The organism is Arsenicicoccus sp. UBA6765, assembly GCF_002453335.1.
Classification (GTDB): domain Bacteria; phylum Actinomycetota; class Actinomycetes; order Actinomycetales; family Dermatophilaceae; genus Arsenicicoccus; species Arsenicicoccus bolidensis.
The window spans coordinates 73,763-93,193 of the sequence record NZ_DKGR01000024.1; the positions used below are offsets into that span (position 1 = coordinate 73,763).

The following is a 19,431-nucleotide window of genomic DNA, read 5'->3' on the forward strand; positions in this document are numbered from 1 at the left end:
CGGCATACGGCCGGGTGGGGCTGCCCCGGTCACCCGAGGTGGGCGACGACCTCCTCGGCGGTGGGGTTGCGCAGGACGGCCGAGCCCACGAGGACCGTCGGCGTGTATTCGTCCCCGCCGTTCAGGTCCCTGACGGCCTGGTTGGCGTCGGGGTCCCGCCAGACGTTGACCCAGGTCACGCGCTCGTCCGCTCCGAGGGCGCGGAGCAGGCGCTCGCAGTAGCGGCAGCCGGGCTTCCACAGGACGACCGCGTGGCCGTCCCGGACGGACCCGCGAGCCTCGGCCCAGGGAGTATGCCGTCCCCCGCGCAACGACCACCACCCATAGGCGGCGACGAGCCCGAGCGCGACGACGCCGGTCCCCAACCCCGCGACCAGACCGGACCTCGCCCCGATCCAGGCGGCGACCGCCACCGCCACGACGGCGAGGACGGCGATGCTGGCGCGGACCTGGTTCTGCACGTTCTCTCCTGCGTCGGTCGGGGTGATCGGTGATCCGTGTGATCCGTTGTCGGGGACGGTCAGCGGGCCTGCAGGGCGTCGAGCGCCACGGCCATCGCGGCGCCCACGCGCCAGTCCAGCTGCCAGCCGTTGGGGGCGACGGGGAGGGTGACGGCATACCGGTCGCGCACCGACAGCTTGCGCTCGGACGTCAGGACCGGGGTGCCGTCACCGGCGGTGAAGTCGAAGTGGAACACCCACGGGATGGGGAACGCGTCGACGACGGGCAGGTTCTCCATCAGGCGGCGCGCGATGGCGATGCCCTGGCTGCGCTCGGTGCCGGTGGCCTCGAGGCCGTCCGCGGTGCCGAGGTGCCAGGTCGAGCGGAGCAGCGACCTCGCGAAGTCCTTGCGGAACCACCCGATCTGGGCCCCGGAGGCGTCGGTGACGTCATAGGTCGCACCCAGGTCGATGCGTTGGCGGGCGCGGAAGGCGAACACCGGCGTCGATCGCGACTCGTCGGTGTAGAAGGTGACCAGCTCCTTGAGCGCGATCCGCTTCTGCTGCGCGAGGGCGAGGAGCTCACCCTCGTTGCCGGCGTCGTCGAGCCGGCGGATCTCGTAGCGGTTGACGATCGGCGTGATCCGCTGGCGGACGGCGAATCGGGTCATCGGCGCAGGGCGGCTCGTCATGGACTCCACTCTCCCACCTGCGCGACCACGCTCGGGGGCGCCTCACCGGGTCGGCGTCCCGCGTGGCATGCTGTGTGCCCTATGCACGAGCTCGTCATCACCTCCCCGGCCAACCCACGGCTGCGCGCCCTGACCGGGCTGCGTCGTCGGCGTGCCCGCGAGGAGAGCGGGGTGACGCTCCTCGAGGGCTACGAAGAGCTCGAGCTCGCGCTGTCGGCGGGGGTGCGGCCGCAGACGCTCTTCTACTGCCCGGAGCTGATGCTCGACCCCGACCGCCAGACGCGCGTCGTCCGGGACGTGCAGGCCGGCGGCGCAGAGGTGGTGCGGCTGGGTCGCGTCGCGTTCGAGAAGGTCGCCTACCGCGAGGGCCCGGACGGGTTCCTCGCGGTCGTGCGGTCGGTGGGGCGCGGGTTCGAGGAGCTGACGCTGCCGGCCGACCCCTTCCTGCTCGTGTGCCAGGGCGTCGAGAAGCCCGGCAACCTCGGTGCCATGCTGCGCACCGCCGACGCCGCGGGGATCCACGCCGTCGTCGCGGCCGACCCGGTCACCGACTGGGGCAACCCCAACCTCGTGCGGTCGAGCAAGGGCACGGTGTTCTCCGTGCCGGTCGCGTCGGCATCGACGCAGGAGACCTTGGCCGTATGCCGCGACCGGGGCGTGCTCGTGGTCGCCGCCACCCCGGACACCGACGTCGAGCACACCGACGTCGACTACACCGGACCGGTCGCGATCGCCGTCGGCACGGAGAAGGCCGGCCTCACCGAGGACTTCATGGCCGCGGCCGACGTGCGCGTCCGCATCCCCATGACGGGGCGGGCCAACTCCCTCAACGTGGCGACGTCGGCGGCCATCGTGATCTACGAGGCCGTGCGCCAGCGCCGGGCTGCCACCGGCTGACCTGGGTTCAAGGGCACGGCATGACCTGTGTCACGATGTGGCCATGCGCGTCGACCACGTCTCCTATGCCGCCGAGCCGGATGGCTCCATCGCGACCGCCGAGCGTCTGGCGGCCCGCCTCGGGGTGGAGCCGGTCTACGGCGGGGTGCACCCCCGCTTCGGCACCCGCAACATCGTCCTGCCCCTCGCGCACGAGCGCTACGTCGAGGTCGTCGAGGTCCTCGACCACCCGGTGACCGACAAGGCCCCCTTCGGGCAGGCGGTGCGGCTGCGCTCCGAGCAGGGTGGCGGCTGGATGGGCTGGGTGATCCGGGTCGACGACATCGCCCAGGTCGAGCAGCGCGTGGGCCGCGAGGCCGTGTCCGGCAACCGCACCCGCCCGGACGGCGTCACCCACACCTGGCGCCAGCTCGGCGTCAAGGGCCTGATCGCCGACCCGCAGCTGCCGTTCTTCGTGCAGTGGGACGAGGGCAGCGTGCACCCGTCGGCCGCCGCCACCAGCGAGGTCACCATCAAGCACCTGACCATCGGTGGGTCGCCTGACCGCGTGCGGGACTGGCTGGGCATGGACGCCGACGCGACGTCGTCGGTCATCGACTTCGAGTTCGTGGCGCCGGCCGGGAGCGCCGGCCTGCTGGCCGTGACCTTCCAGACCCCCACCGGCGACGTCACCATCTGACCTACCTCAGGTCGTCACACCCGCCTGGGTTCGCACCGCGGGCCGACGTGTCCAACCCCGGCTGATGGCCCTACCCCCGGCGGATGCATCGGCCGGGCTTCGTTCGCCAGGCTGATGCCTTTACCCCCGGCGGGTTCGGCCGTATGACGAGAAAGAGCCCCCGCCACCAGACCTCACGTCTGGTGGCGGGGGGCTCTCGGCATACGAGCTCCCTCGCGGGCTCAGGTCAGGTGCGCGCCCGACCAAAAGCCTTGAGCCGCAGGCTGTTGGTCACCACGAGCACGCTGGACAGGGCCATGGCCGCGCCCGACACCATCGGGTCGAGCAGGCCGAGCACGGCCAGCGGGATCGCGACGACGTTGTAGCCGAACGCCCAGGCGAGGTTCTGCTTGACGATCGCCAGCGTGCGCCGGGACAGGCCGATGGCGTCGGCCACGGCCCCGATCTCGGGGCGCACCAGCACGATGTCCGCGGAGTCGATCGCGACGTCCGTGCCGCTGCCCATCGCCAGCCCGAGGTCGGCCTGGGCCAGGGCGGCGGCGTCGTTGACCCCGTCGCCGACCATGGCCACGACCCGGCCCTCGCGCTGCAGCCGGGCGATCGCCTCGTGCTTGTCGCTCGGCAGCACCTCGGCGATGACGTCGGCCGGGTTGATGCCGACCTCCTCGGCCACCTGACGGGCCGTCCGCTTGTTGTCGCCGGTGAGGAGCATGGTGCGCAGGCCGAGGTCGCGCAGCGCCTCGAGCGAGGCGGGGGACGTCGGGCGGACCTCGTCGGCGACGGTGAGGGCGGCGTACGCGACGCCACCCCACCCGACGTGGACGGTGGTGCCCACGCGGTCCAGACCCTCGAGGTCGCCGGGGACGACGTCGAACAGGCTGGCCTTGCCGACGGTCACCTCGGTGCCCTTGATGGTGGCGCGCGCCCCCATGCCGGGCAGGTTGGTGAAGTCGGTGATCGGGCGCAGCTCGATGTCGCGCTGCTGGGCGGCGCGGACGATCGCCTGGGCGACGGGGTGCTCGGAGCCGGCCTCGACGGAGGCGGCGGCCTGCAGGGCGGCGGTCGGGGTCAGCCGTCCGCTCGGCGTCACGTCGACGAGGGTGGCCTTGCCGGTCGTGACGGTGCCGGTCTTGTCGAGCACGACGGTGTCGATGCGGCGGGTGGACTCGAGGATCTCCGGGCCCTTGATGAGCACGCCCATCTCGGCGCCACGACCGGTGCCGACGAGCAGCGCCGTGGGGGTGGCGAGACCGAGCGCGCAGGGGCACGCGACGACGAGGACCGACACGGCGGCCGACAGCGCAGCGGCCGCGCCCTGCCCGGCGACCAGCCACCCGGCGAAGGTCAGCACCGCGATGACCAGCACCACCGGCACGAAGACCGCGGAGATCCGGTCGGCCAGCCGCTGCACCGGGGCCTTGCCGGTCTGGGCGGCCTCGACGAGGCGGGTGATCGACGCGAGCGTCGTCTCGGAGCCCACGCGGGTCGCGCGGACGATGAGTCGGCCGTGCGCGTTGGTGGTGCCGCCGGTGACCTCGTCGCCGGGCGTCACGTCCACGGGGATCGACTCGCCGGTCACGACCGAGCGGTCCAGCGCGGAGCTGCCGTCGACGACGATGCCGTCGGTGGCGACCTTCTCGCCGGGGCGGACGACGAACTGGTCACCGACCTGCAGCTCCTCGATCGGCACGCGGACCTCGCGGGTGACGCGGGTCTGCGGGTCGATGCGCTGCACCGCGACGTCCTTGGCGCCCAGCTCGAGCAGGCTGGTGAGCGCCGATCGCCCGGCGGTGCGGGCCCGGTGCTCGGCGACGCGACCGGCCAGCAGGAAGGTCGTGACGACCGCCGCGACCTCGTAGTACATGTGCCCGGTGCTGCCCGCGAACGTCGCGACGACCGACCACAAGAAGGCCGCGGTCACGCCGATCGACACCAGCGTGTCCATGGTCGAGGCCTTGTGGCGGGCGTTGATCACGGCGGACCGGTGGAACGGCCACGCCGCCCAGATCGCGACGGGGATCGTCAGCACCAGCTCGGCCCACGGCCGCACGCCGCCCAGCAGGTGGTGCGCCGCCGGAACCATCGCCATGACGACGACGAACACGGTCAGCGGCAGGGCGATCTCGAGCCGGGTGCGCAGGGACGCGCGGCTCATCACCTGGTCGATGGCGTATGCCGGGCCGCTGCCGGCCTGGGCCCCCGTCTCGGTCTCGGCGAGGCCCTCGCCGGACCCCGCTCGACGCCCCGCCCGCAGCTCGGAGGCGGTGTAGCCCGTCTGCTCCACGACCTTGACCAGGTCGGCGACGCTGAGGGCGGTCGGATAGGTGACGTGGGCCTTCTCGGTGGCGAGGTTGACGCTCGCCTGCACCCCGTCGAGCTTGTTGAGCTTGCGCTCCACCCGGCTCGAGCAGGAGGCGCAGGTCATGCCGCCGATCGCGAGGTCGACCGTGCGTTCGGCCTGCTGCTCGTCGGGCGGGCTGGTCGTCATACGGGTCGCGGTCACGAGACCACCGTGTAGCCCGCCTCGTCCACGGCAGCCGTGATCGCGGCCGGGTCGACGGGACCCTCGCTGGTGATGGTGACCGGGGAGTCGCCGCCCGCGACGAGGTCGATCGCGACGTCGGTGACGCCCTGGATCTCCTTGAGCTCGGAGGTGACGGCGCTCGTGCAGTGGCCGCAGGTCATGCCGTTGACGGTGATGGTGGTGGTCTGGCTCATGTCGGATCTCCTTGTCGTCCCAGGATCGTGAGTGTTTCGTCCGGCATTCTCGGGTGGAACGCTCACGTTGTCGGGGGTGGGGTGGGTGGTGCGGTCAGCTCTTGACGAGACGGGCGATGGCGGCGGAGGCCTCGGCGACCTTGGCGGCGGCGGCCTCGTCGGACTCACGGGCGGCGCCGACGACGCAGTGCCCGATGTGGTCCTCGAGCAGGCCGAGGCTGACGGCCTGCAGCGCCTTGGTGATCGCCGAGATCTGGGTGAGGACGTCGATGCAGTAGGTGTCCTCGTCGACCATGCGCTGCACGCCGCGGACCTGGCCCTCGATGCGCTTGAGGCGCTTGAGGTAGGCGTCCTTGTGGTCGCTCTCGACGTAGGCCGGGGCGGGCGGGTGCGGGCACGTGTCGCTGCTCATGATGGGATCAACTGTATACCCCCACGGGGTATTCCCCGCGGCGGGGTGCGACTCGGGTGGCAGCGCGTCGGGGCGCGGGTCAGTCGGCCGGTCGCTGCAGGACGCGTCGGACGTTGCGGGACACCAGGTCGTAGGCCTGGCCGTCGCGGTCCTCGGCGACCGAGGTCTGCGGCGACGAGCTCTCGTGCACCTGCCACCCGGCATACACCTGCTCGAGGATCGCGCACGCGTCGTCGTGGCCCAGGTCCAGCTCGACCCGGGCCGCCCGGGTCTCGCCGTCGACGACCTCGCGCCGGTCGGTCGCGATCACCAGCACGTGGACGCCGCCCGGGGCGGTCGCGTCGCGCATCCGCTCCAGCAGGGCCACGAAGGCGTCCCGGCTGGACACGTGCTCCAGCGTCGAGACCCCGAGGACGAGATCGGCTGGGCCACGGTCGAACTCGTACGTCTCCTGGTCGGCGACCACGGGGATCACCACGTCGCCCACCGACTCGTGGGCGGCGCGCTCCTTGAGCTGCTGGATCGGGATGTCGAGCAGGTCGACCGCCACCACGCGCGAGCCCGCGGGCAGTGCCCTCGCCAGCGGTATGGCGTGCCGCCCCGATCCGGCGCCCAGGTCATAGACGCGGACGGGGCGCGTCCGGTCGAGGTGCGCGAGCGCGTCCATCACGATCGGCGCCGGCCGGTTGAGCCAGGCGTCAGGATCGTGCGCCTCAGGCGCGGAGTAGAGCTCCTCGTGGTAGCGGATGGTCTCGTCGCGGCCCTCGTCGAATCCCATGAGGACGAGCCTAGTTCCGCCACCGCCGCGTTGGGGCGCGGCGTTCGTGAGCTGGGAGCGCTCAGATGTCTGGTGGGGGTGGCCCGGATGCGACCTTCGTGAGCTGGGAGCGCTCAGATGTCTGGTGGGGGTGGCCCGGACGCGACCTTCGTGAGCTCGGAGCGCACGTCCGCACGCGCCGGGGATGGAGGTGCGGTCAGGCGTCGCTGCGCAGCCGCTCCAGGCGGGCCCCGAGCAGGGGACGGCGGTGGGCGTTGCCGTGGAGGGCGACATACCGCTCGCCGAAGGCCCACAGCAGCGCGTCGTCGAGGCGGCGGACCGCCCCGGGCGGGTAGTGGTAGGCCATCCGCGCCTCGATGGCGGCGTGGTCGACGCCGCGCAGGACGTCGCGCAGCTCGGCGAGCGAGGTGATGCCGAGCTCGAGCAGCAGCCCCGAGACCCACGAGTAGTGGTCGGTGCGGGACCAGCCGGCCTCGGCGAACTGCCCGGCGAGGAAGGCCGCGAGGTCCGACCCGCTGATGCGTGGGTCGTCCTCGTCGGTCTCGGTGGAGGGGCCGCCGGCGTCGCGGAGGCGCTCGCGGATCGTGGAGAACTCCTGGTCGGCGAGCTCGAGCAGGCCCGCGGCGAGGGTGAAGCGACGGTCGAGGTCGGGGCCGTGCTCCTCGGGGACCGAGCCCTTGTAGCGGATGTCGTGCTCGAACTCGGCCCACGCGTGCTGCAGGACGGTGCGGACCTGCACCGAGGCCTTGCGCCCGGCCATCGGTCCGCCGGCGCTCTCGCGGGCGGGGTCGAGCTGCACCAGCAGGTGCCGGCTCGAGTAGCCGAACCGGCCCTGGGCGGCGGTCTCCTGACCCATGTCGCGGTCGTCGAGCAGGACGAGCTGGGCGCCGAGCAGCTGGGCCACGGCCTCCACGTCGGCCAGGACATACGTCACGACGCGCACGCCGACCTGGTCGGTGATCTCGGTCTCGGGGTGGCGGTGGACGAGCCGGCCGCCGACACGACGCGCGGCCTTGGCGGCATAGGACTCGACGGACTTGGCCCGCCCGGTCACGGCGAGGTAGTTGATGCCGGCGTCGTCGAGCAGCTGGGTCACCAGCGCGACGTACTCGTCCGTCGCCGCCTGGACCTGGGGGAGGTCCTTCGCGTACCGCGCGATGACCCTGCTGAGTCGCTGCGCCTGCTTGCCTGCCATGGGACCAGCCTGCACCACGCGGGCCCCGCGGCCCCAGGCTGTCCGGGCGGCGCCGGGCACCAGTCCTGTTCGCGAGTCCCATGGGCGGCAGTCAGGGCCGCGGGATCTCGCAGAAGCTCTCGTAGTGGTCGGCCGTGTAGTACCAGTGCAGCGGGCTGCGCGCCGCGCCGCCGCCGGTGATGATCCTGCGGGCGCCGCGGGTCGAGGCACCGGGCGTGGGCACGGTGTACTCCCGGTAGTAGCCGCGCTGCTCCAGCGGCAGCAGGCGCTCGCGGTTGCCGAAGGTCACGCCGTCGTTGCGCGGGTGCCGGAACGGGCCGCCCGCGCGGATCGCCTCGATCACCGGGGGCACCTGGGCGGGCAGCTCCTGCGGCGAGCAGGGTGGGATCGACCGGCCCGTCGACCGGGGGCTGTTCGACCGGGGACTGGTCGAGCGGGGACTGGTCGAGCGGGGACTGGTCGAGCGGGGACTGGTGGTGCCGGCCGTGCTGGTCGTGCTGGTCGTGGGGGTCGCAGGCCGTATGCCGGTGGCCGCCGTCGTCGTCGGGTCGCCGTCACCGCCCGGGGTGGCCGGAGTCGTGCACCCCGCGAGCAGCACGCCGCCGCCGAGCAGCAGGGCTGCGAGGCGGCGAGCGGACGGCATACGGCTCACTGGATCGCGGGATCCGTGGGGTCCATCCGCGCGGCGTCGGTGGCGGGGACGAGGACGGTCTCGAGGACGCGTTCGTGCTCGTCGCCGGTGACGGCGGCGTCACGCTCGGAGCGCCACAGTCCTTGGTGCGCCTCGGACAGGACCGACACGAGCTCGTCGAAGCCGGCCGGGTCCGCCTCGCGCAGCACGTGGGCCTCGGACCAGAGCAGGACGATGCGGCGGGTGCGCGGCCACCACAGGTCGAGGTCGCGCAGGGCGTCGACCAGTCCGTCGAGGTTGACGGCGGCCGACCCGGGCAGGCGCAGCGCGGCGGCGACGGCGGCCTGGCCCTGCCTCATCGTCGTGAGGTGGTCACCCTTGATCGGCACGACGGCGAAGTCGTCGTCGAGCAGCAGCGCGCGCGCGCGTGAGGCGTCGACCGCCTCGTGACCGATCCACCACACGCCGGGCGCCAGCACCTCGGCGTAGCGGCGCAGGCGGCGAGGCACCGTGACCCACGTGTCGATCGGGTTGGTGGACATGAGGAACCTCCTAGCGCGGACACCGGCCGGGCCCGTGGCCTGATCTTCTCGTCAGTGTGCCCCCGGCGGCGGCGCACGTGCGGGACCTGCCCGCCATGCGGCCCGTGGCACCCCCAACCAGGTGATCACGGGACATCGGGGCTACTGCTGGTGGCTTTCACCACCAGGAGTAGCCCCGATGCCGGTGCGGGGCGTCCCGCCATACGACGCTGGGTGCGGGGGCGGTCAGCCGCCGACGCCGGCCTTGCTCTGGTCGGTCGTCTCCTCGATGGGGAGGCCGGCCTTCTGCGAGCTGCCGAGCACGGCCGAGACGAGCGCCTCGGTGGCGGCGATCGAGCTCAGGTCACCCTTGGTGATCTGGTCCTTCATGGTGGTGGTCTGGTCCTTGAGCCTGCCGAGCGGTCCGCCGATCGCCTGGCAGAGCTGCGGGTCGGCCTTCACGTTCTCGTAGGCGTTGCTGATCAGCTTGACGTCGAGCGCGGCCACGGCGACGGCCTTGGCGATCGCGGTCCGGCGTCCCTGCGCGCCCTGCTGGAAGGCGCCCTCCTGGTAGGGCTTGTAGATCCAGCGGTGGAAGGTCCCGGCCGCGAGACCCACGTCGGCGACGAAGCGCGTCTTGGCAAACTTTCGCGTGGCCTCGGTCGGACAGTCCGCGGGCGCGCTCGTCGGCGTCGCGGTCCCGGTCGCCGCGCTGGACGATGCGGCCGAGGCGGACGGCGACGCGCCGGCGGCTGCGCTCGTCGTGCTGGTGCCAGCGGTCGTGGACGTGCCGCCGCCGCACGCCGACAGGGCCAGCACGGAGGCGCAGACGGGGGCGAGGACGGGCGCGGCGAGGCGCAGGCTGCTACGGGTCATGACGCCCATCCTGTCAGCCGAGGCGGTCGACCAGCTCCGAGGCGTGGCCGACATAGGTCTGCGGGGTCATGGCGGCGAGCCGCTCCTCGACCTCCGTGGGCAGCCCCAGCCCGCGCACGAACTCCACGAGCTCGGTCTGCCCGATGCGGCGCCCGCGGGTCAGCTCCTTGAGCCGCTCGTAGGGGTTGTCCATCCCCGCGACGCCCTGCGCCCCGAGCGCCCGCATCGCCGACTGGACCGGCTCGCCGAGAACCTCCCAGTTGCCGTCGAGGTCGGCGGCCATGCGGGCCGGGACCGCGTCCAGACCGGCGAGGCCGCGAGCGACGTTGTCCAGGGCCAGCATCGAGTGGCCGTATGCCGTCCCGACGTTGCGCTGCATGGAGGAGTCGGTCAGGTCACGCTGCAGCCGCGACTGCACCAGCGTGGACCCCAGCACGTCGAGCAGCGCGCACGACACCTCGAGGTTGGCCTCGGCGTTCTCGAAGCGGATCGGGTTGACCTTGTGCGGCATCGTGCTCGACCCGACCGTGCCCTGACCGCGCACCTGGGCGTAGTAGCCCATGGAGATGTAGGTCCAGAAGTCGGTGCACACGTTGTGCAGGATCCGGTTGAAGCGGGCGGTGTCGGCATACAGCTCGGCCTGCCAGTCGTGGCTCTCGATCTGCGTGGTGAGGGGGTTCCACGTGAGGCCGAGGCCCTCGACGAAGCTCTCGGAGATCGCGGCCCAGTCGGCCTCGGGGACGGCGGCGAGGTGGGCGCCGAACGTGCCGGTCGCGCCGTTGAGCTTGCCGAGGAACTCCTGCCCCTCGATCCGCCGCAGCTGCCGACCGAGGCGGTGCGCCATGACGGCGATCTCCTTGCCCATGGTCGTGGGCGTGGCCGGCTGGCCGTGCGTGTGGGCGAGCAGCGGGACGTCGCGCAGCTCGCGCGCCATCTCGGCGAGCTGGTCCACGACGGAGCGGGCCTTGGGCAGCCACACGTCCTGCACCGCACCCTTGACCATGAGGGCATAGCTGAGGTTGTTGATGTCCTCGCTCGTGCAGCAGAAGTGGATGAGCTGCTTGAGCTGGGCGGCGTCCTCGGGCGCGATCCGGTCGACGCGACGCTGCAGGTAGTATTCGACCGCCTTGACGTCGTGGACGGTCTCGCGCTCGATCTCGCCGAGCTCGGTGATGTCCTCGGCCCCGAAGTCCCCGACGATCGCCCGCAGCTGCGCGACCTCGGCGTCGGTGAGCTGCCGGACGCCGGGCACGACCTGGTGCTGCGTGAGGTGGATCAGCCACTCGATCTCGACGTGCACGCGCGTCCGGTTGAGCGCGGCCTCGGACAGGTGGTCGACCAGCGGCGCGACGGCCTTGCGATAGCGACCGTCGAGGGCGCCGAGGGCGATGGGAGGGGTCACGTCAGCGAGGGAGGCCATGGTCGTCATTCTGCCAGCCAGGCCGTATGCCGCCCGCCGCTCAGTCCTCGTCGGGCAGCTCCCGGCGGTCGGACTCCTCGAGCTGGGCGCGAGCGGCCTTGCGCCGGCGGGCGTTGTCGATCAGCATCCACACGGTGCCGACGAGTCCTCCGCCGACGGCGCCGACCAGCATCGATCGGAGCCAGCCCCGCTGGTCGCCGCTCCCGGCGGGTGTGCTGAGGTCCGGAGACCAGTTCACGGGCAGCACGCCGTGGCCGTTCGTGACCCAGTAGTAGGTCGCGAGGACCCAGACCAGCACGGTGCCGAAGCTCGCGATGGTCGCCCACGTCGTCAGCCGCCCCGACCCTCGGCTCCCGAGCGCCTGGATGTCGACCCCCTTGGCCTTGGCGTAGCCCGTCATCGTGAGGGAGATCAGCACGGCCAGGATCCACAGGGCGAAGCCGACGGTGGGCAGTCCCGTGAGGGCCAGCAGGATCGTGAAGGCCATGAGCGCGACCAGGCCGACGGAGAAGGCGAGGGACGAGGCCGCGAGGACGACCGCGCGCTCGCGCTCGTCGCCGTAGGTCGGCGAGTCCAGGTTGAGGAACCGGTCGCCGAGCCGCTCGAGCCGGCCGGGCCGTGTGCTGCGCTGGGTCATGCGTGGTCCTCCTGGTCGAGGGTGAAGATCTCCTCCACCGTGGTGTGCAGGGCGCGGGCGGTGCGGAGGGCGAGATAGACGCTGGGTGCGTAGTCGCCGCGCTCCATCGCCACGACGGTCTGCCGCGAGACGCCGACGCTCGCGGCCAGGTCGGCCTGCGTGAGGCCGGCGGCCTGGCGGTGCGTCCGCAGCGGGCTGTCGGGCATCGCCCCTCCTGATCGCCGATGTCAAGGATACTTGACTTATCGACCGTATGCCGGGGGCACCTCGCGTGTCAAGGATCCTTGTCATCCGCCGGACCTACCTGAGGTAGTCACACTCGCCTGGCGTGCTAACCCCGGTCGATGTGACTACCTGGGGTAGGTCCGCATGCAGCAGGGGCGCCGACGGTTTCGTCGGCGCCCCTGGCGCTGGTGCTCTCGAGGAGGTCCGCAGCGGGTGCGCTGCCGGCTGGTCCGCCGCTCGGCCTCGTGGGCGTCGCGCCGTTCCTCTCGGGTCGACGCTCGTGGTGGTGAGGCCGGCCCGGGTCGTCGAGATGGTGTCCCGTCGACCCTGCTGACCTCGATCAGACCGTATGACGATCAACCTGCGCAACAGCCAACACCGTCATTGGTCGATATGATCGATCCGCGCGCTGCGAGGTGCGCAACATCGATCAGACCGACCACCGCGCGAGGGCGTGGTGGGACAGGAGGCGTTCATGGCCCTGGACGAGACCGACCGTCGGATCGTGCTGGCGCTCGACGAGGACCCCCGCATGACGGTGATGCTGCTCGCGCAGCGCACCGGCCTCGCCCGCGGCACGGTGCAGGCCCGGCTCGAGCGGCTGCGCGAGGACGGGGTCCTGCGACGGCACTCGTCCCGCGTCACGCCGGAGTCGTTGGGCTACGGCGTCTCGGCGCACGTGGCGGCCGAGCTCGACCAGCACCAGATCGACGCCGCCATCGCGTCGCTCAGCCGCATCCCCGAGGTCGTCGAGTGCATGGCGCCGGCCGGCGAGACGGACCTGCTGGTCCGCGTGGTGGCCACCGGCCCCGACGACCTCTATCGCGTCTCGGAGCTGATCCGCCTGTCGCCCGGCGTGATTCGCACCTCCACCACGATCTACCTGCGCGAGGTGATCCCCTATCGCACCGACCTGCTCGTGGCCCAGGGCGTCGCAGCGCAGCATCGCCCGCGCCGTGGCCGGGCCACCGGGCGGCGACCCCCGACGCGGTAGGCCCCTCCGCCATACGGCCCAGGATCCCCAACCGCCCGATCAGGCCTTCACCATTGGTCACCAGTGACGTTGTGGATCGTTCAATCGGGCCCCGGGACGTCATTGGTGACCAATGGCGCGTGGAGGGGCGACGAGCAGGGCTCCGCGCGGTGCGGGTGGCAGGATGGCGGCATGCCAGCCGAGTCGTTCTACAGCGCCTACCACCACGGCTTCGCGCGCGTGGCCGCCTGCACCGCACCGACCGCGATCGCCGATCCCGCCCGCAACGCCGACTCGATCGTCGCCGTGGCGCGCGAGCTGCACGACGACGGTGTGGCGCTCGGCGTCTTCCCCGAGCTCGCGGTGTCGGGCTATGCGCTCGAGGACCTGCTCCTGCAGCAGCCCCTCCTCGAGGCGGTGGGTCGCGAGCTCACCCGCATCGTCGACGAGACCGCTTCGCTGACACCGGTGCTCGTCGTCGGCGCCCCGCTCGCCTGGCGCAACCGGCTCTACAACTGCGCCGTCGTCATCCACCGCGGACGCGTCCTCGGCGTCGCCCCCAAGTCCAACCTGCCGACCTACCGCGAGTTCTACGAGCGGCGGCACTTCGCACCCGGCGACGACGTCCGCGGCGAGATCGAGGTCGCAGGCGTCCGCCTGCCGTTCGGCCCGGACCTGCTCTTCGACGCGACCGACGTGCCGGGCTTCGTGCTGCACGTCGAGGTGTGCGAGGACATGTGGGTGCCCGTGCCGCCGTCGGCCGAGGCCGCGCTCGCCGGCGCCACGATCCTCGCCAACCTGTCCGGATCCCCGATCACGGTGGCCCGCGCCGAGGACCGCAAGCTCCTCGCGCGCTCCGCCTCGTCGCGGTGCCTGGCGGCATACCTGTATGCCGCGGCCGGCGGAGGTGAGTCGACCACCGACCTGTCCTGGGACGGGCAGACCTTCGTCTACGAGAACGGCGACCTGCTCGGCGAGTCCGAGCGCTTCCCGGCCGGCCCGGCCCGCTCCGTGGCCGACGTCGACCTGGAGCGGCTCGTGGCGGAGCGGCTGCGGCAGGGCACCTTCGACGACAACCGCCGCACCCACGCCGACCGCGTGTCCGCCTTCCGCACGGTCGAGTTCGCGCTCGAGCCGCCCACCGGCGACATCGGCCTGCGGCGCAAGGTCGACCGCTTCCCGTTCGTCCCGGACGAGGCGGAGCGGCTGGCGCTGGACTGCTACGAGGCCTACAACATCCAGGTGTCCGGGCTCGAGCAGCGGATGCGGGCGATCGGTCAGCCCAAGGCCGTGATCGGGGTCTCGGGCGGCCTGGACTCGACCCACGCGCTGCTCGTGTGCGCGCAGGCGATGGACCGGCTCGGGCGTCCGCGCAGCGACATCCTGGCCTACACGATGCCGGGGTTCGCGACGACCGAGCACACCAAGACCAACGCGCAGCGCCTCTCCGAGCAGCTCGGGGTGACCTTCGCCGAGCTCGACATCCGGCCGGCCGCCACGCAGATGCTGACGGACTTGGGCCACCCCTTCGGGCGCGGCGAGGAGGTCTACGACGTCACGTTCGAGAACGTCCAGGCTGGGCTGCGCTACGACTACCTCTTCCGCCTCGCCAACCACCAGGGCGGCATCGTCGTGGGCACGGGCGACCTGTCCGAGCTCGCGCTCGGCTGGTGCACCTACGGCGTCGGCGACCAGATGTCCCACTACGGCGTCAACACCGGCGTGCCCAAGACGCTGATGCAGCACCTCATCCGCTGGGTCGTGACGTCGGGCCAGTTCTCGGACGAGGTGGGGGAGACCCTGACGTCGATCCTCGGCACCGAGATCACGCCGGAGCTCGTGCCGACGCGCGAGGGCGAGAAGCCCCAGTCGACCGAGGCATCCATCGGCCCCTATGCGCTGCAGGACTTCTCGCTCTACCACGTGCTGCGGCGCGGCTACCGCCCGTCCAAGATCGCGTTCCTCGCGTGGCACGCCTGGCACGACGCCGAGGCAGGGGAGTGGCCGCCCGGGTTCCCCGAGGACCAGCGGGTCGCCTACGACCTGGCCGAGATCCGGCGCTGGCTCGAGGTGTTCTGCAAGCGGTTCGTGACGCAGCAGTTCAAGCGCTCGGCGCTGCCCAACGGCCCCAAGGTCGTCAACGGCGGCTCGCTGTCACCGCGCGGCGACTGGCGCATGCCCTCCGACGCCTCGCCGCGCCTCTGGCTGACCGAGCTGGAGGCCAACGTCCCCACCTCCTGACCTACCTCAGGTAGTCACATCGACCTGGGTTGGCACGCCAGGTCGATGTGTCGAACCCAGGCGGATCCCTGGCGCGTCCTCGTCGGGTGGAGAACGCCACCCATCACGGTGGCCGAATCCACCCGTTCCCTGGCTCGTCGTCATCGGGTGGAGAACGCCACCCATCACGGTGGCCGAGTCCACCCGATCGTGCGGGCGGGCCGGTCCTGACCCCTCCAGCCCGTATGGCGAGCCGCCCGCCGCCCCTCGTGGCCACCGCATGACGCGAGCCCGCGCCTCGGGTGCGCTGGGAGCGCTGGGAGCGCTGACTGTGCACGGTGCGGGGCGTGGGGGGCGTGCGGGGGCCGCGCTGGGAGCGCTGACTCTGCACGGCGCCGGCGTCGTGAACGTGCAGATGTGCGCTCCGAGCTCACGAACGTCCGATTTCGGCGCCTGAGACCGGCAGTTCGTGAGCTGCGAGCGCACGAACGCTGTCGGGAGCGCTCCGGGCAGGCGGGCGGCCTGACGTCGGCGAGATGTCCGGCCGGCACCGCGGCCAGGTCAGTCGTCCCCGGTGATCGACAGGCCGCGCAGGCGGTATGCCGCCCACGCGGTCCCCGCCACGAGCACCACGCCCGACGCGATCCAGGCATAGCCGAGGGGCGCGCTGTCGACGCTGATCACCGACATGTCGCCCGCCCAGCCGGCGATGCGGGTGCTCCACGACCGGATGCTGAGCCAGGAGATGCCCTCGAGCAGGGTGGCGAGGGCACCCTCCCAGACGAGGAGGTACATCAGGCCCCACACGACAGAGTGCTTGGTCATCGACGACAGCGCGAGGAACAGCGCCGAGTAGGCCACGGACGCCACCGCCGCACCCACCCCCCACCCGAGCGCCTTGCCGAGGTCGGTGTGGTCGAGGACCAGCGAGGCGAGCATCATCGGCACCGCCCCGAGCAGCAGCGTCGCCGTGATCGCGGTGATGAGCTTGCTGACGACGATGTGCCAGCGGGGGATCGGCTTGGACAGCAGGTAGGCGATGGTGCCGTCGTCCATCTCGTTGCCGAGCAGCTGGGCGGCGACGAGCAGGGCCAGCATGGGGACGACGACGGCGAGCCCGAGCCCGGACATGACGGCGCGTCCGAGGGTGCCGTCGGTGGACTGCGGCTCCCCGCCGGCCAGCCGGGCGAGCAGGCAGACCGCGAGGAGCACGAGCGGCAGCGCGAGCAGCCCGAGGGATCGGCTGCGGCCGAGCAGGGAGGAGAAGGCGAGGCGGATCACGGTGGGATTCATGAGGACACCAGGTAGGAGAAGACGCTCTCCAGCGACTCGTCGGTGGGGCTGACCTCGATCAGGCGGACCGAGAGGTCGCGCGAGACGCGGGGCAGCACGTGGGTGAACCGGCCGAAGTCGACGGCCTCGACGTCCAGACCGCCCTTGGGCCGCAACGAGACTCCGCGGACGCACGGGTCGGCGACCAGGGCGGCGGCGAGCCGGCGGTCGTCCGACGAGCGGACGACATAGTGGTTGGGTCGGTCGGTCATGAGACGCCGTATGGCGCCGAAGTCGCCGCTCGCCGCGTGGCGTCCGGCCACCACGACCTCGATCTGCCGGGCGACCTGCTCGACTTCCTCGAGGATGTGCGAGCTGAACAGCACGGTCCGGCCCTCGGACCCCATGCGCCGCAGGAGCTCCATGAGGTGCATCCGCTGGCGTGGGTCCATGCCGTTGAAGGGTTCGTCGAGCAGCAGCACGGCCGGGTCGTGGACGAGCGCGCTGGCCATCTTGATGCGCTGGCGCATGCCCTTGGAGTAGGTCCGGATGACCCGCGACGCCGGGTCGTTCATCTCGACGAGCTCCATCGCGGCCTCGGCGGCGGCGCCGGGGTCGGGCAGGCCGTGCAGCTCGGCGTTGGCCCGCACGAACGCCCGCCCCGTCAGGTGCTCCATGACGGACTCGCGCTCGGGCACGAGCCCGAGGTGGCGGTAGACGCCGGGGTTGCGCCAGGTGGGCTCGCCGTCGAGCGTCACCGACCCCGCCGAGGGGGACAGGAAGCCCGACATGAGCGCGATCAGGGTGGACTTGCCGGCGCCGTTGGGGCCGAGCAGGCCCGTGACTCCGGGTCCGATGTCCATCGTGATGTCGTTGACGGCGACGAGGTCGCCGAACCAGCGCGAGACCTGGTGCAGGGCGAGGGTGCTCATGCCGACCCCACCTTCGCGTAGCGGCGCAGGAGCAGCGCCGTCCCACCGAGGATCACGAGGGCCGCGACCCCGAGATAGACGGCCCCGTCGGCGAGGTCGCGCGGGGGTGCGAGGTTGGGCGCGAAGTCGAACCACCAGGTGCCGAGACCGCCCACCAGCGTCCACGGGCTCAGCGCGCCGGCCCACACGCCTTGGATGGGGGTGGAGCCGTCGGCGGACTGGGCGATGGCGGCGATCGAGTTGGCGACCCCCGAGCTGACGAACAGCGTGGCGACGATGGCCACGACGGCGATCCCGCGCCGGGTCGTGAGGCTCGACAGGAGCCCCCCGATCGCCGCGAGGAGGGCGGCCAGGAGCACCAGCAGGGGCAGGGTCTTGAGCATGTCGGTGGTCTGGGCCTGCCAGGGGAGCCGGCCGAGCAGGGCGCCCAGCCACAGCACGATCACCGGCAGCGTGACCACGATCAGGATGGCGGTGAACAGCGACGCCAGCCGGGTCAGGACATAGGTGCTGCGCCGCATCGGCCGGGCGAGGTAGAGCGGGAGGGTGCGGAACCGCAGGTCCCGCGAGAACAGCACGGGGGCCTGCGCGGCGACGAAGATCGCGGTGATCGTCTGCATGGTGTCGGCGTAGCGGTCGTAGGTCATCGGCAGCCGGTCCAGCTTGATGAAGACCGTGATCGCGACCATCACCAGCGCCGGGAGCACGGAGACGGCCAGCAGGCCGAGGGGCAGCAGGCGGGATTTCATCGACCGGCCGAGGCCGAACGCGTGCCGCAGCCCGAGCACGTAGAGCGAGCGGGCGACGGCCCCCTCGTCGAGGCGCTCGCCGTCGTAGCCGCGGTAGCCGAGGTCGTGGATGCGGGCGGTCATGGCTGCGGCACCTCCTCGCGGATGGCGAAGACGTCCTGGATCCGGTGCCGTCCCTCCTGGATGCGCACCAGCCCCAGGTCGAGATCGATCACCGTGTCGCGCACCAGGTCTCGTATGTCGACCCCGCCGACCTCACCGCTGGGTGGCGGCACGACCTCGACGGCGTTGTCGACGGGGTGGCACTGCAGGCCACGCTCGGCGAGGGCCTGGCCGAGCCGGTCGCGGTCGGTCGCGGTGCCCAGCACCTCGACCAGCAGGGTGCCCGTCGCCTCGGTGAACTCCGACGTCGCCGAGGACCGCAGCAGCCGCCCGCCGTCCAGGACGATCACGTGGTCGCTGACCCGCTCGAGCTCGCCGAGCAGGTGGCTCGTGACGAGCACCGAGATGCCGAAGTCCGTCCCGATCCGCCGCACCAGGTCGAGCATGTCGTCCCGGCTGGCGGGGTCGAGGCCGTTGGTCGGCTCGTCGAGCAGGACGAGGTCGGGGTCGTGCACGAGCGCCTGGGCGAGCTTGGCCCGCTGCTTCATGCCGGTGGAGTAGCCGCCCATCACGCGGTAGCGCTCCTCGGCCAGCCCCACGTGCCGCAGCACGTCGGCCGCCCGTTCCCGGGCCACCGTGTGGGGCAGGCCCGACATACGGCCCATGTGCACGACGAACTCGCTGGCGCTCACGTCGGCCGGCAGGCAGTCGTGCTCGGGCATGTAGCCGACGCGGGCCCGGATCGACGCGCCCTCCGAGCGCACGTCGTGGCCGAGCACCTGCGCGTCGCCGCTCGTCGGGGGCAGCAGCCCCAGCAGCACCTTGATGAGGGTCGACTTGCCGGCGCCGTTGGCGCCCACCAGGCCCGTGACCCCGTCGCCCACGTCGAGATCCAGATCGTCCAGCGCCCGGACCCGGGGGTACTCCATGGTGATGCCGCGTGTGCGGATCACCGGGGTCCCCCGGGCGACGCTCTCCCCCTCGGCTGTCATGCTCCTCACCCTAGGTGGGGCTCCTGGGGGCGGCCTATGGGTGATCCCCCTGACCCGCCGCGGGCCGAGG

Annotated in this window: 21 protein-coding genes; 4 read left to right on the forward strand and 17 right to left on the reverse strand. The window is 72.1% G+C overall.

The window, feature by feature from the left end; genetic code table 11:
- Positions 1-29: 29 nt before the first annotated feature.
- Together B4K29_RS07220 and B4K29_RS07225 are read right to left on the reverse strand one after the other, a co-directional pair.
- The gene (locus B4K29_RS07220) at positions 30-461 is read right to left on the reverse strand and encodes a glutaredoxin family protein (RefSeq protein WP_029210183.1); all 432 of its coding nucleotides are present in this window, start codon (positions 459-461) and stop codon (positions 30-32) included.
- 59 nt (positions 462-520) lie between these two features.
- Positions 521-1,132, reverse strand: coding sequence for a hypothetical protein (locus tag B4K29_RS07225; protein WP_029210182.1), 612 nt, complete (start codon positions 1,130-1,132; stop codon positions 521-523).
- Between the two features lie 81 nt (positions 1,133-1,213).
- Here B4K29_RS07225 and B4K29_RS07230 point away from each other — a divergent pair, with 81 nt between their 5' ends.
- The gene (locus B4K29_RS07230) at positions 1,214-2,029 is read left to right on the forward strand and encodes an RNA methyltransferase (protein ID WP_019285370.1); all 816 of its coding nucleotides are present in this window, start codon (positions 1,214-1,216) and stop codon (positions 2,027-2,029) included.
- Positions 2,030-2,072: 43 nt separating this feature from the next.
- Entirely contained in the window at positions 2,073-2,708 is a 636-nt protein-coding gene (locus tag B4K29_RS07235) for a VOC family protein (protein WP_029210181.1), read from the forward strand.
- Positions 2,709-2,934: 226 nt separating this feature from the next.
- Here the strand turns inward: B4K29_RS07235 and B4K29_RS07240 are convergent, their stop codons facing one another.
- From B4K29_RS07240 to B4K29_RS07290, 11 genes are all read right to left on the reverse strand, one after another.
- Positions 2,935-5,196, reverse strand: coding sequence for a heavy metal translocating P-type ATPase (locus tag B4K29_RS07240; protein ID WP_286966981.1), 2,262 nt, complete (start codon positions 5,194-5,196; stop codon positions 2,935-2,937).
- A gap of 11 nt (positions 5,197-5,207) precedes the next feature.
- The gene (locus B4K29_RS07245) at positions 5,208-5,426 is read right to left on the reverse strand and encodes a heavy-metal-associated domain-containing protein (RefSeq protein WP_019285366.1); all 219 of its coding nucleotides are present in this window, start codon (positions 5,424-5,426) and stop codon (positions 5,208-5,210) included.
- Between the two features lie 94 nt (positions 5,427-5,520).
- Positions 5,521-5,838: a metal-sensitive transcriptional regulator gene (locus B4K29_RS07250; RefSeq protein ID WP_019285365.1), complete on the reverse strand. Its 318-nt coding sequence runs from the start codon at positions 5,836-5,838 to the stop codon at positions 5,521-5,523.
- Between the two features lie 79 nt (positions 5,839-5,917).
- Positions 5,918-6,616: a class I SAM-dependent methyltransferase gene (locus B4K29_RS07255; RefSeq protein WP_029210179.1), complete on the reverse strand. Its 699-nt coding sequence runs from the start codon at positions 6,614-6,616 to the stop codon at positions 5,918-5,920.
- Between the two features lie 196 nt (positions 6,617-6,812).
- A complete protein-coding gene (locus tag B4K29_RS07260) occupies positions 6,813-7,811 on the reverse strand; it encodes a GTP pyrophosphokinase (RefSeq protein ID WP_019285363.1) in 999 nt (332 codons plus the stop codon).
- 91 nt (positions 7,812-7,902) lie between these two features.
- Complete coding sequence (locus tag B4K29_RS07265) at positions 7,903-8,454, reverse strand: ribonuclease domain-containing protein (RefSeq protein ID WP_286958666.1); 552 nt, start codon at positions 8,452-8,454, stop codon at positions 7,903-7,905.
- Positions 8,455-8,459: 5 nt separating this feature from the next.
- Positions 8,460-8,984 carry a barstar family protein gene (locus B4K29_RS07270; protein WP_029210177.1) on the reverse strand — a complete coding sequence of 175 codons (525 nt, stop codon included), beginning with the start codon at positions 8,982-8,984 and terminating at the stop codon, positions 8,460-8,462.
- A 225-nt stretch (positions 8,985-9,209) separates the two neighbouring features.
- Positions 9,210-9,839, reverse strand: a complete 630-nt coding sequence (locus B4K29_RS07275) for a hypothetical protein (protein ID WP_239265283.1) — start codon at positions 9,837-9,839, stop codon at positions 9,210-9,212.
- A 13-nt stretch (positions 9,840-9,852) separates the two neighbouring features.
- Complete coding sequence (gene purB / locus B4K29_RS07280; protein WP_376786845.1) at positions 9,853-11,268, reverse strand: adenylosuccinate lyase; 1,416 nt, start codon at positions 11,266-11,268, stop codon at positions 9,853-9,855.
- A gap of 31 nt (positions 11,269-11,299) precedes the next feature.
- Entirely contained in the window at positions 11,300-11,896 is a 597-nt protein-coding gene (locus B4K29_RS07285; protein WP_286966859.1) for a hypothetical protein, read from the reverse strand.
- A complete protein-coding gene (locus tag B4K29_RS07290) occupies positions 11,893-12,102 on the reverse strand; it encodes a helix-turn-helix transcriptional regulator (RefSeq protein WP_286966861.1) in 210 nt (69 codons plus the stop codon). Before B4K29_RS07290 ends, B4K29_RS07285 begins: the two co-directional genes overlap by 4 nt.
- 494 nt (positions 12,103-12,596) lie before the next feature.
- Between B4K29_RS07290 and B4K29_RS07295 the strand changes: the two genes are divergently transcribed.
- Together B4K29_RS07295 and B4K29_RS07300 are read left to right on the forward strand one after the other, a co-directional pair.
- On the forward strand, positions 12,597-13,115 hold the full coding sequence (locus tag B4K29_RS07295) for an Lrp/AsnC family transcriptional regulator (RefSeq protein WP_286958375.1): 519 nt from the start codon (positions 12,597-12,599) through the stop codon (positions 13,113-13,115).
- Between the two features lie 171 nt (positions 13,116-13,286).
- The gene (locus tag B4K29_RS07300; protein ID WP_286966864.1) at positions 13,287-15,335 is read left to right on the forward strand and encodes an NAD(+) synthase; all 2,049 of its coding nucleotides are present in this window, start codon (positions 13,287-13,289) and stop codon (positions 15,333-15,335) included.
- A gap of 540 nt (positions 15,336-15,875) precedes the next feature.
- On the opposite strand, the gene B4K29_RS07305 is transcribed toward B4K29_RS07300, so the two are convergent.
- The 4 genes from B4K29_RS07305 to B4K29_RS07320 are packed head-to-tail and all read right to left on the reverse strand — an operon-like array spanning position 15,876 to position 19,361.
- On the reverse strand, positions 15,876-16,607 hold the full coding sequence (locus tag B4K29_RS07305; RefSeq protein ID WP_029210172.1) for an ABC transporter permease subunit: 732 nt from the start codon (positions 16,605-16,607) through the stop codon (positions 15,876-15,878).
- Positions 16,604-17,518, reverse strand: a complete 915-nt coding sequence (locus B4K29_RS07310) for an ABC transporter ATP-binding protein (RefSeq protein WP_029210171.1) — start codon at positions 17,516-17,518, stop codon at positions 16,604-16,606. Before B4K29_RS07310 ends, B4K29_RS07305 begins: the two co-directional genes overlap by 4 nt.
- On the reverse strand, positions 17,515-18,390 hold the full coding sequence (locus B4K29_RS07315) for a hypothetical protein (protein ID WP_019285351.1): 876 nt from the start codon (positions 18,388-18,390) through the stop codon (positions 17,515-17,517). The genes B4K29_RS07310 and B4K29_RS07315 overlap by 4 nt, the downstream gene beginning before the upstream one ends.
- Positions 18,387-19,361 (reverse strand): ABC transporter ATP-binding protein, encoded by a 975-nt coding sequence (locus B4K29_RS07320; protein ID WP_239265293.1) that lies wholly within the window; start codon positions 19,359-19,361, stop codon positions 18,387-18,389. The genes B4K29_RS07315 and B4K29_RS07320 overlap by 4 nt, the downstream gene beginning before the upstream one ends.
- Positions 19,362-19,431: the final 70 nt, after the last annotated feature.

Bases quoted from the DNA above. Each gene is read 5' to 3' on its own strand.
- B4K29_RS07295 (WP_286958375.1), top strand. From the start codon at position 12,597: ATGGCCCTGGACGAGACCGACCGTCGGATCGTGCTGGCGCTCGACGAG.
- purB (WP_376786845.1), bottom strand. From the start codon at position 11,268: ATGACGACCATGGCCTCCCTCGCTGACGTGACCCCTCCCATCGCCCTC.
- B4K29_RS07290 (WP_286966861.1), bottom strand. From the start codon at position 12,102: ATGCCCGACAGCCCGCTGCGGACGCACCGCCAGGCCGCCGGCCTCACG.
- B4K29_RS07320 (WP_239265293.1), bottom strand. From the start codon at position 19,361: ATGACAGCCGAGGGGGAGAGCGTCGCCCGGGGGACCCCGGTGATCCGC.
- B4K29_RS07285 (WP_286966859.1), bottom strand. From the start codon at position 11,896: ATGACCCAGCGCAGCACACGGCCCGGCCGGCTCGAGCGGCTCGGCGAC.
- B4K29_RS07300 (WP_286966864.1), top strand. From the start codon at position 13,287: ATGCCAGCCGAGTCGTTCTACAGCGCCTACCACCACGGCTTCGCGCGC.
- B4K29_RS07310 (WP_029210171.1), bottom strand. From the start codon at position 17,518: ATGAGCACCCTCGCCCTGCACCAGGTCTCGCGCTGGTTCGGCGACCTC.
- B4K29_RS07305 (WP_029210172.1), bottom strand. From the start codon at position 16,607: ATGAATCCCACCGTGATCCGCCTCGCCTTCTCCTCCCTGCTCGGCCGC.
- B4K29_RS07225 (WP_029210182.1), bottom strand. From the start codon at position 1,132: ATGACGAGCCGCCCTGCGCCGATGACCCGATTCGCCGTCCGCCAGCGG.
- B4K29_RS07265 (WP_286958666.1), bottom strand. From the start codon at position 8,454: ATGCCGTCCGCTCGCCGCCTCGCAGCCCTGCTGCTCGGCGGCGGCGTG.
- B4K29_RS07275 (WP_239265283.1), bottom strand. From the start codon at position 9,839: ATGACCCGTAGCAGCCTGCGCCTCGCCGCGCCCGTCCTCGCCCCCGTC.
- B4K29_RS07230 (WP_019285370.1), top strand. From the start codon at position 1,214: ATGCACGAGCTCGTCATCACCTCCCCGGCCAACCCACGGCTGCGCGCC.
- B4K29_RS07250 (WP_019285365.1), bottom strand. From the start codon at position 5,838: ATGAGCAGCGACACGTGCCCGCACCCGCCCGCCCCGGCCTACGTCGAG.
- B4K29_RS07240 (WP_286966981.1), bottom strand. From the start codon at position 5,196: ATGACGACCAGCCCGCCCGACGAGCAGCAGGCCGAACGCACGGTCGAC.
- B4K29_RS07255 (WP_029210179.1), bottom strand. From the start codon at position 6,616: ATGGGATTCGACGAGGGCCGCGACGAGACCATCCGCTACCACGAGGAG.
- B4K29_RS07260 (WP_019285363.1), bottom strand. From the start codon at position 7,811: ATGGCAGGCAAGCAGGCGCAGCGACTCAGCAGGGTCATCGCGCGGTAC.
- B4K29_RS07245 (WP_019285366.1), bottom strand. From the start codon at position 5,426: ATGAGCCAGACCACCACCATCACCGTCAACGGCATGACCTGCGGCCAC.
- B4K29_RS07235 (WP_029210181.1), top strand. From the start codon at position 2,073: ATGCGCGTCGACCACGTCTCCTATGCCGCCGAGCCGGATGGCTCCATC.
- B4K29_RS07270 (WP_029210177.1), bottom strand. From the start codon at position 8,984: ATGTCCACCAACCCGATCGACACGTGGGTCACGGTGCCTCGCCGCCTG.
- B4K29_RS07315 (WP_019285351.1), bottom strand. From the start codon at position 18,390: ATGACCGCCCGCATCCACGACCTCGGCTACCGCGGCTACGACGGCGAG.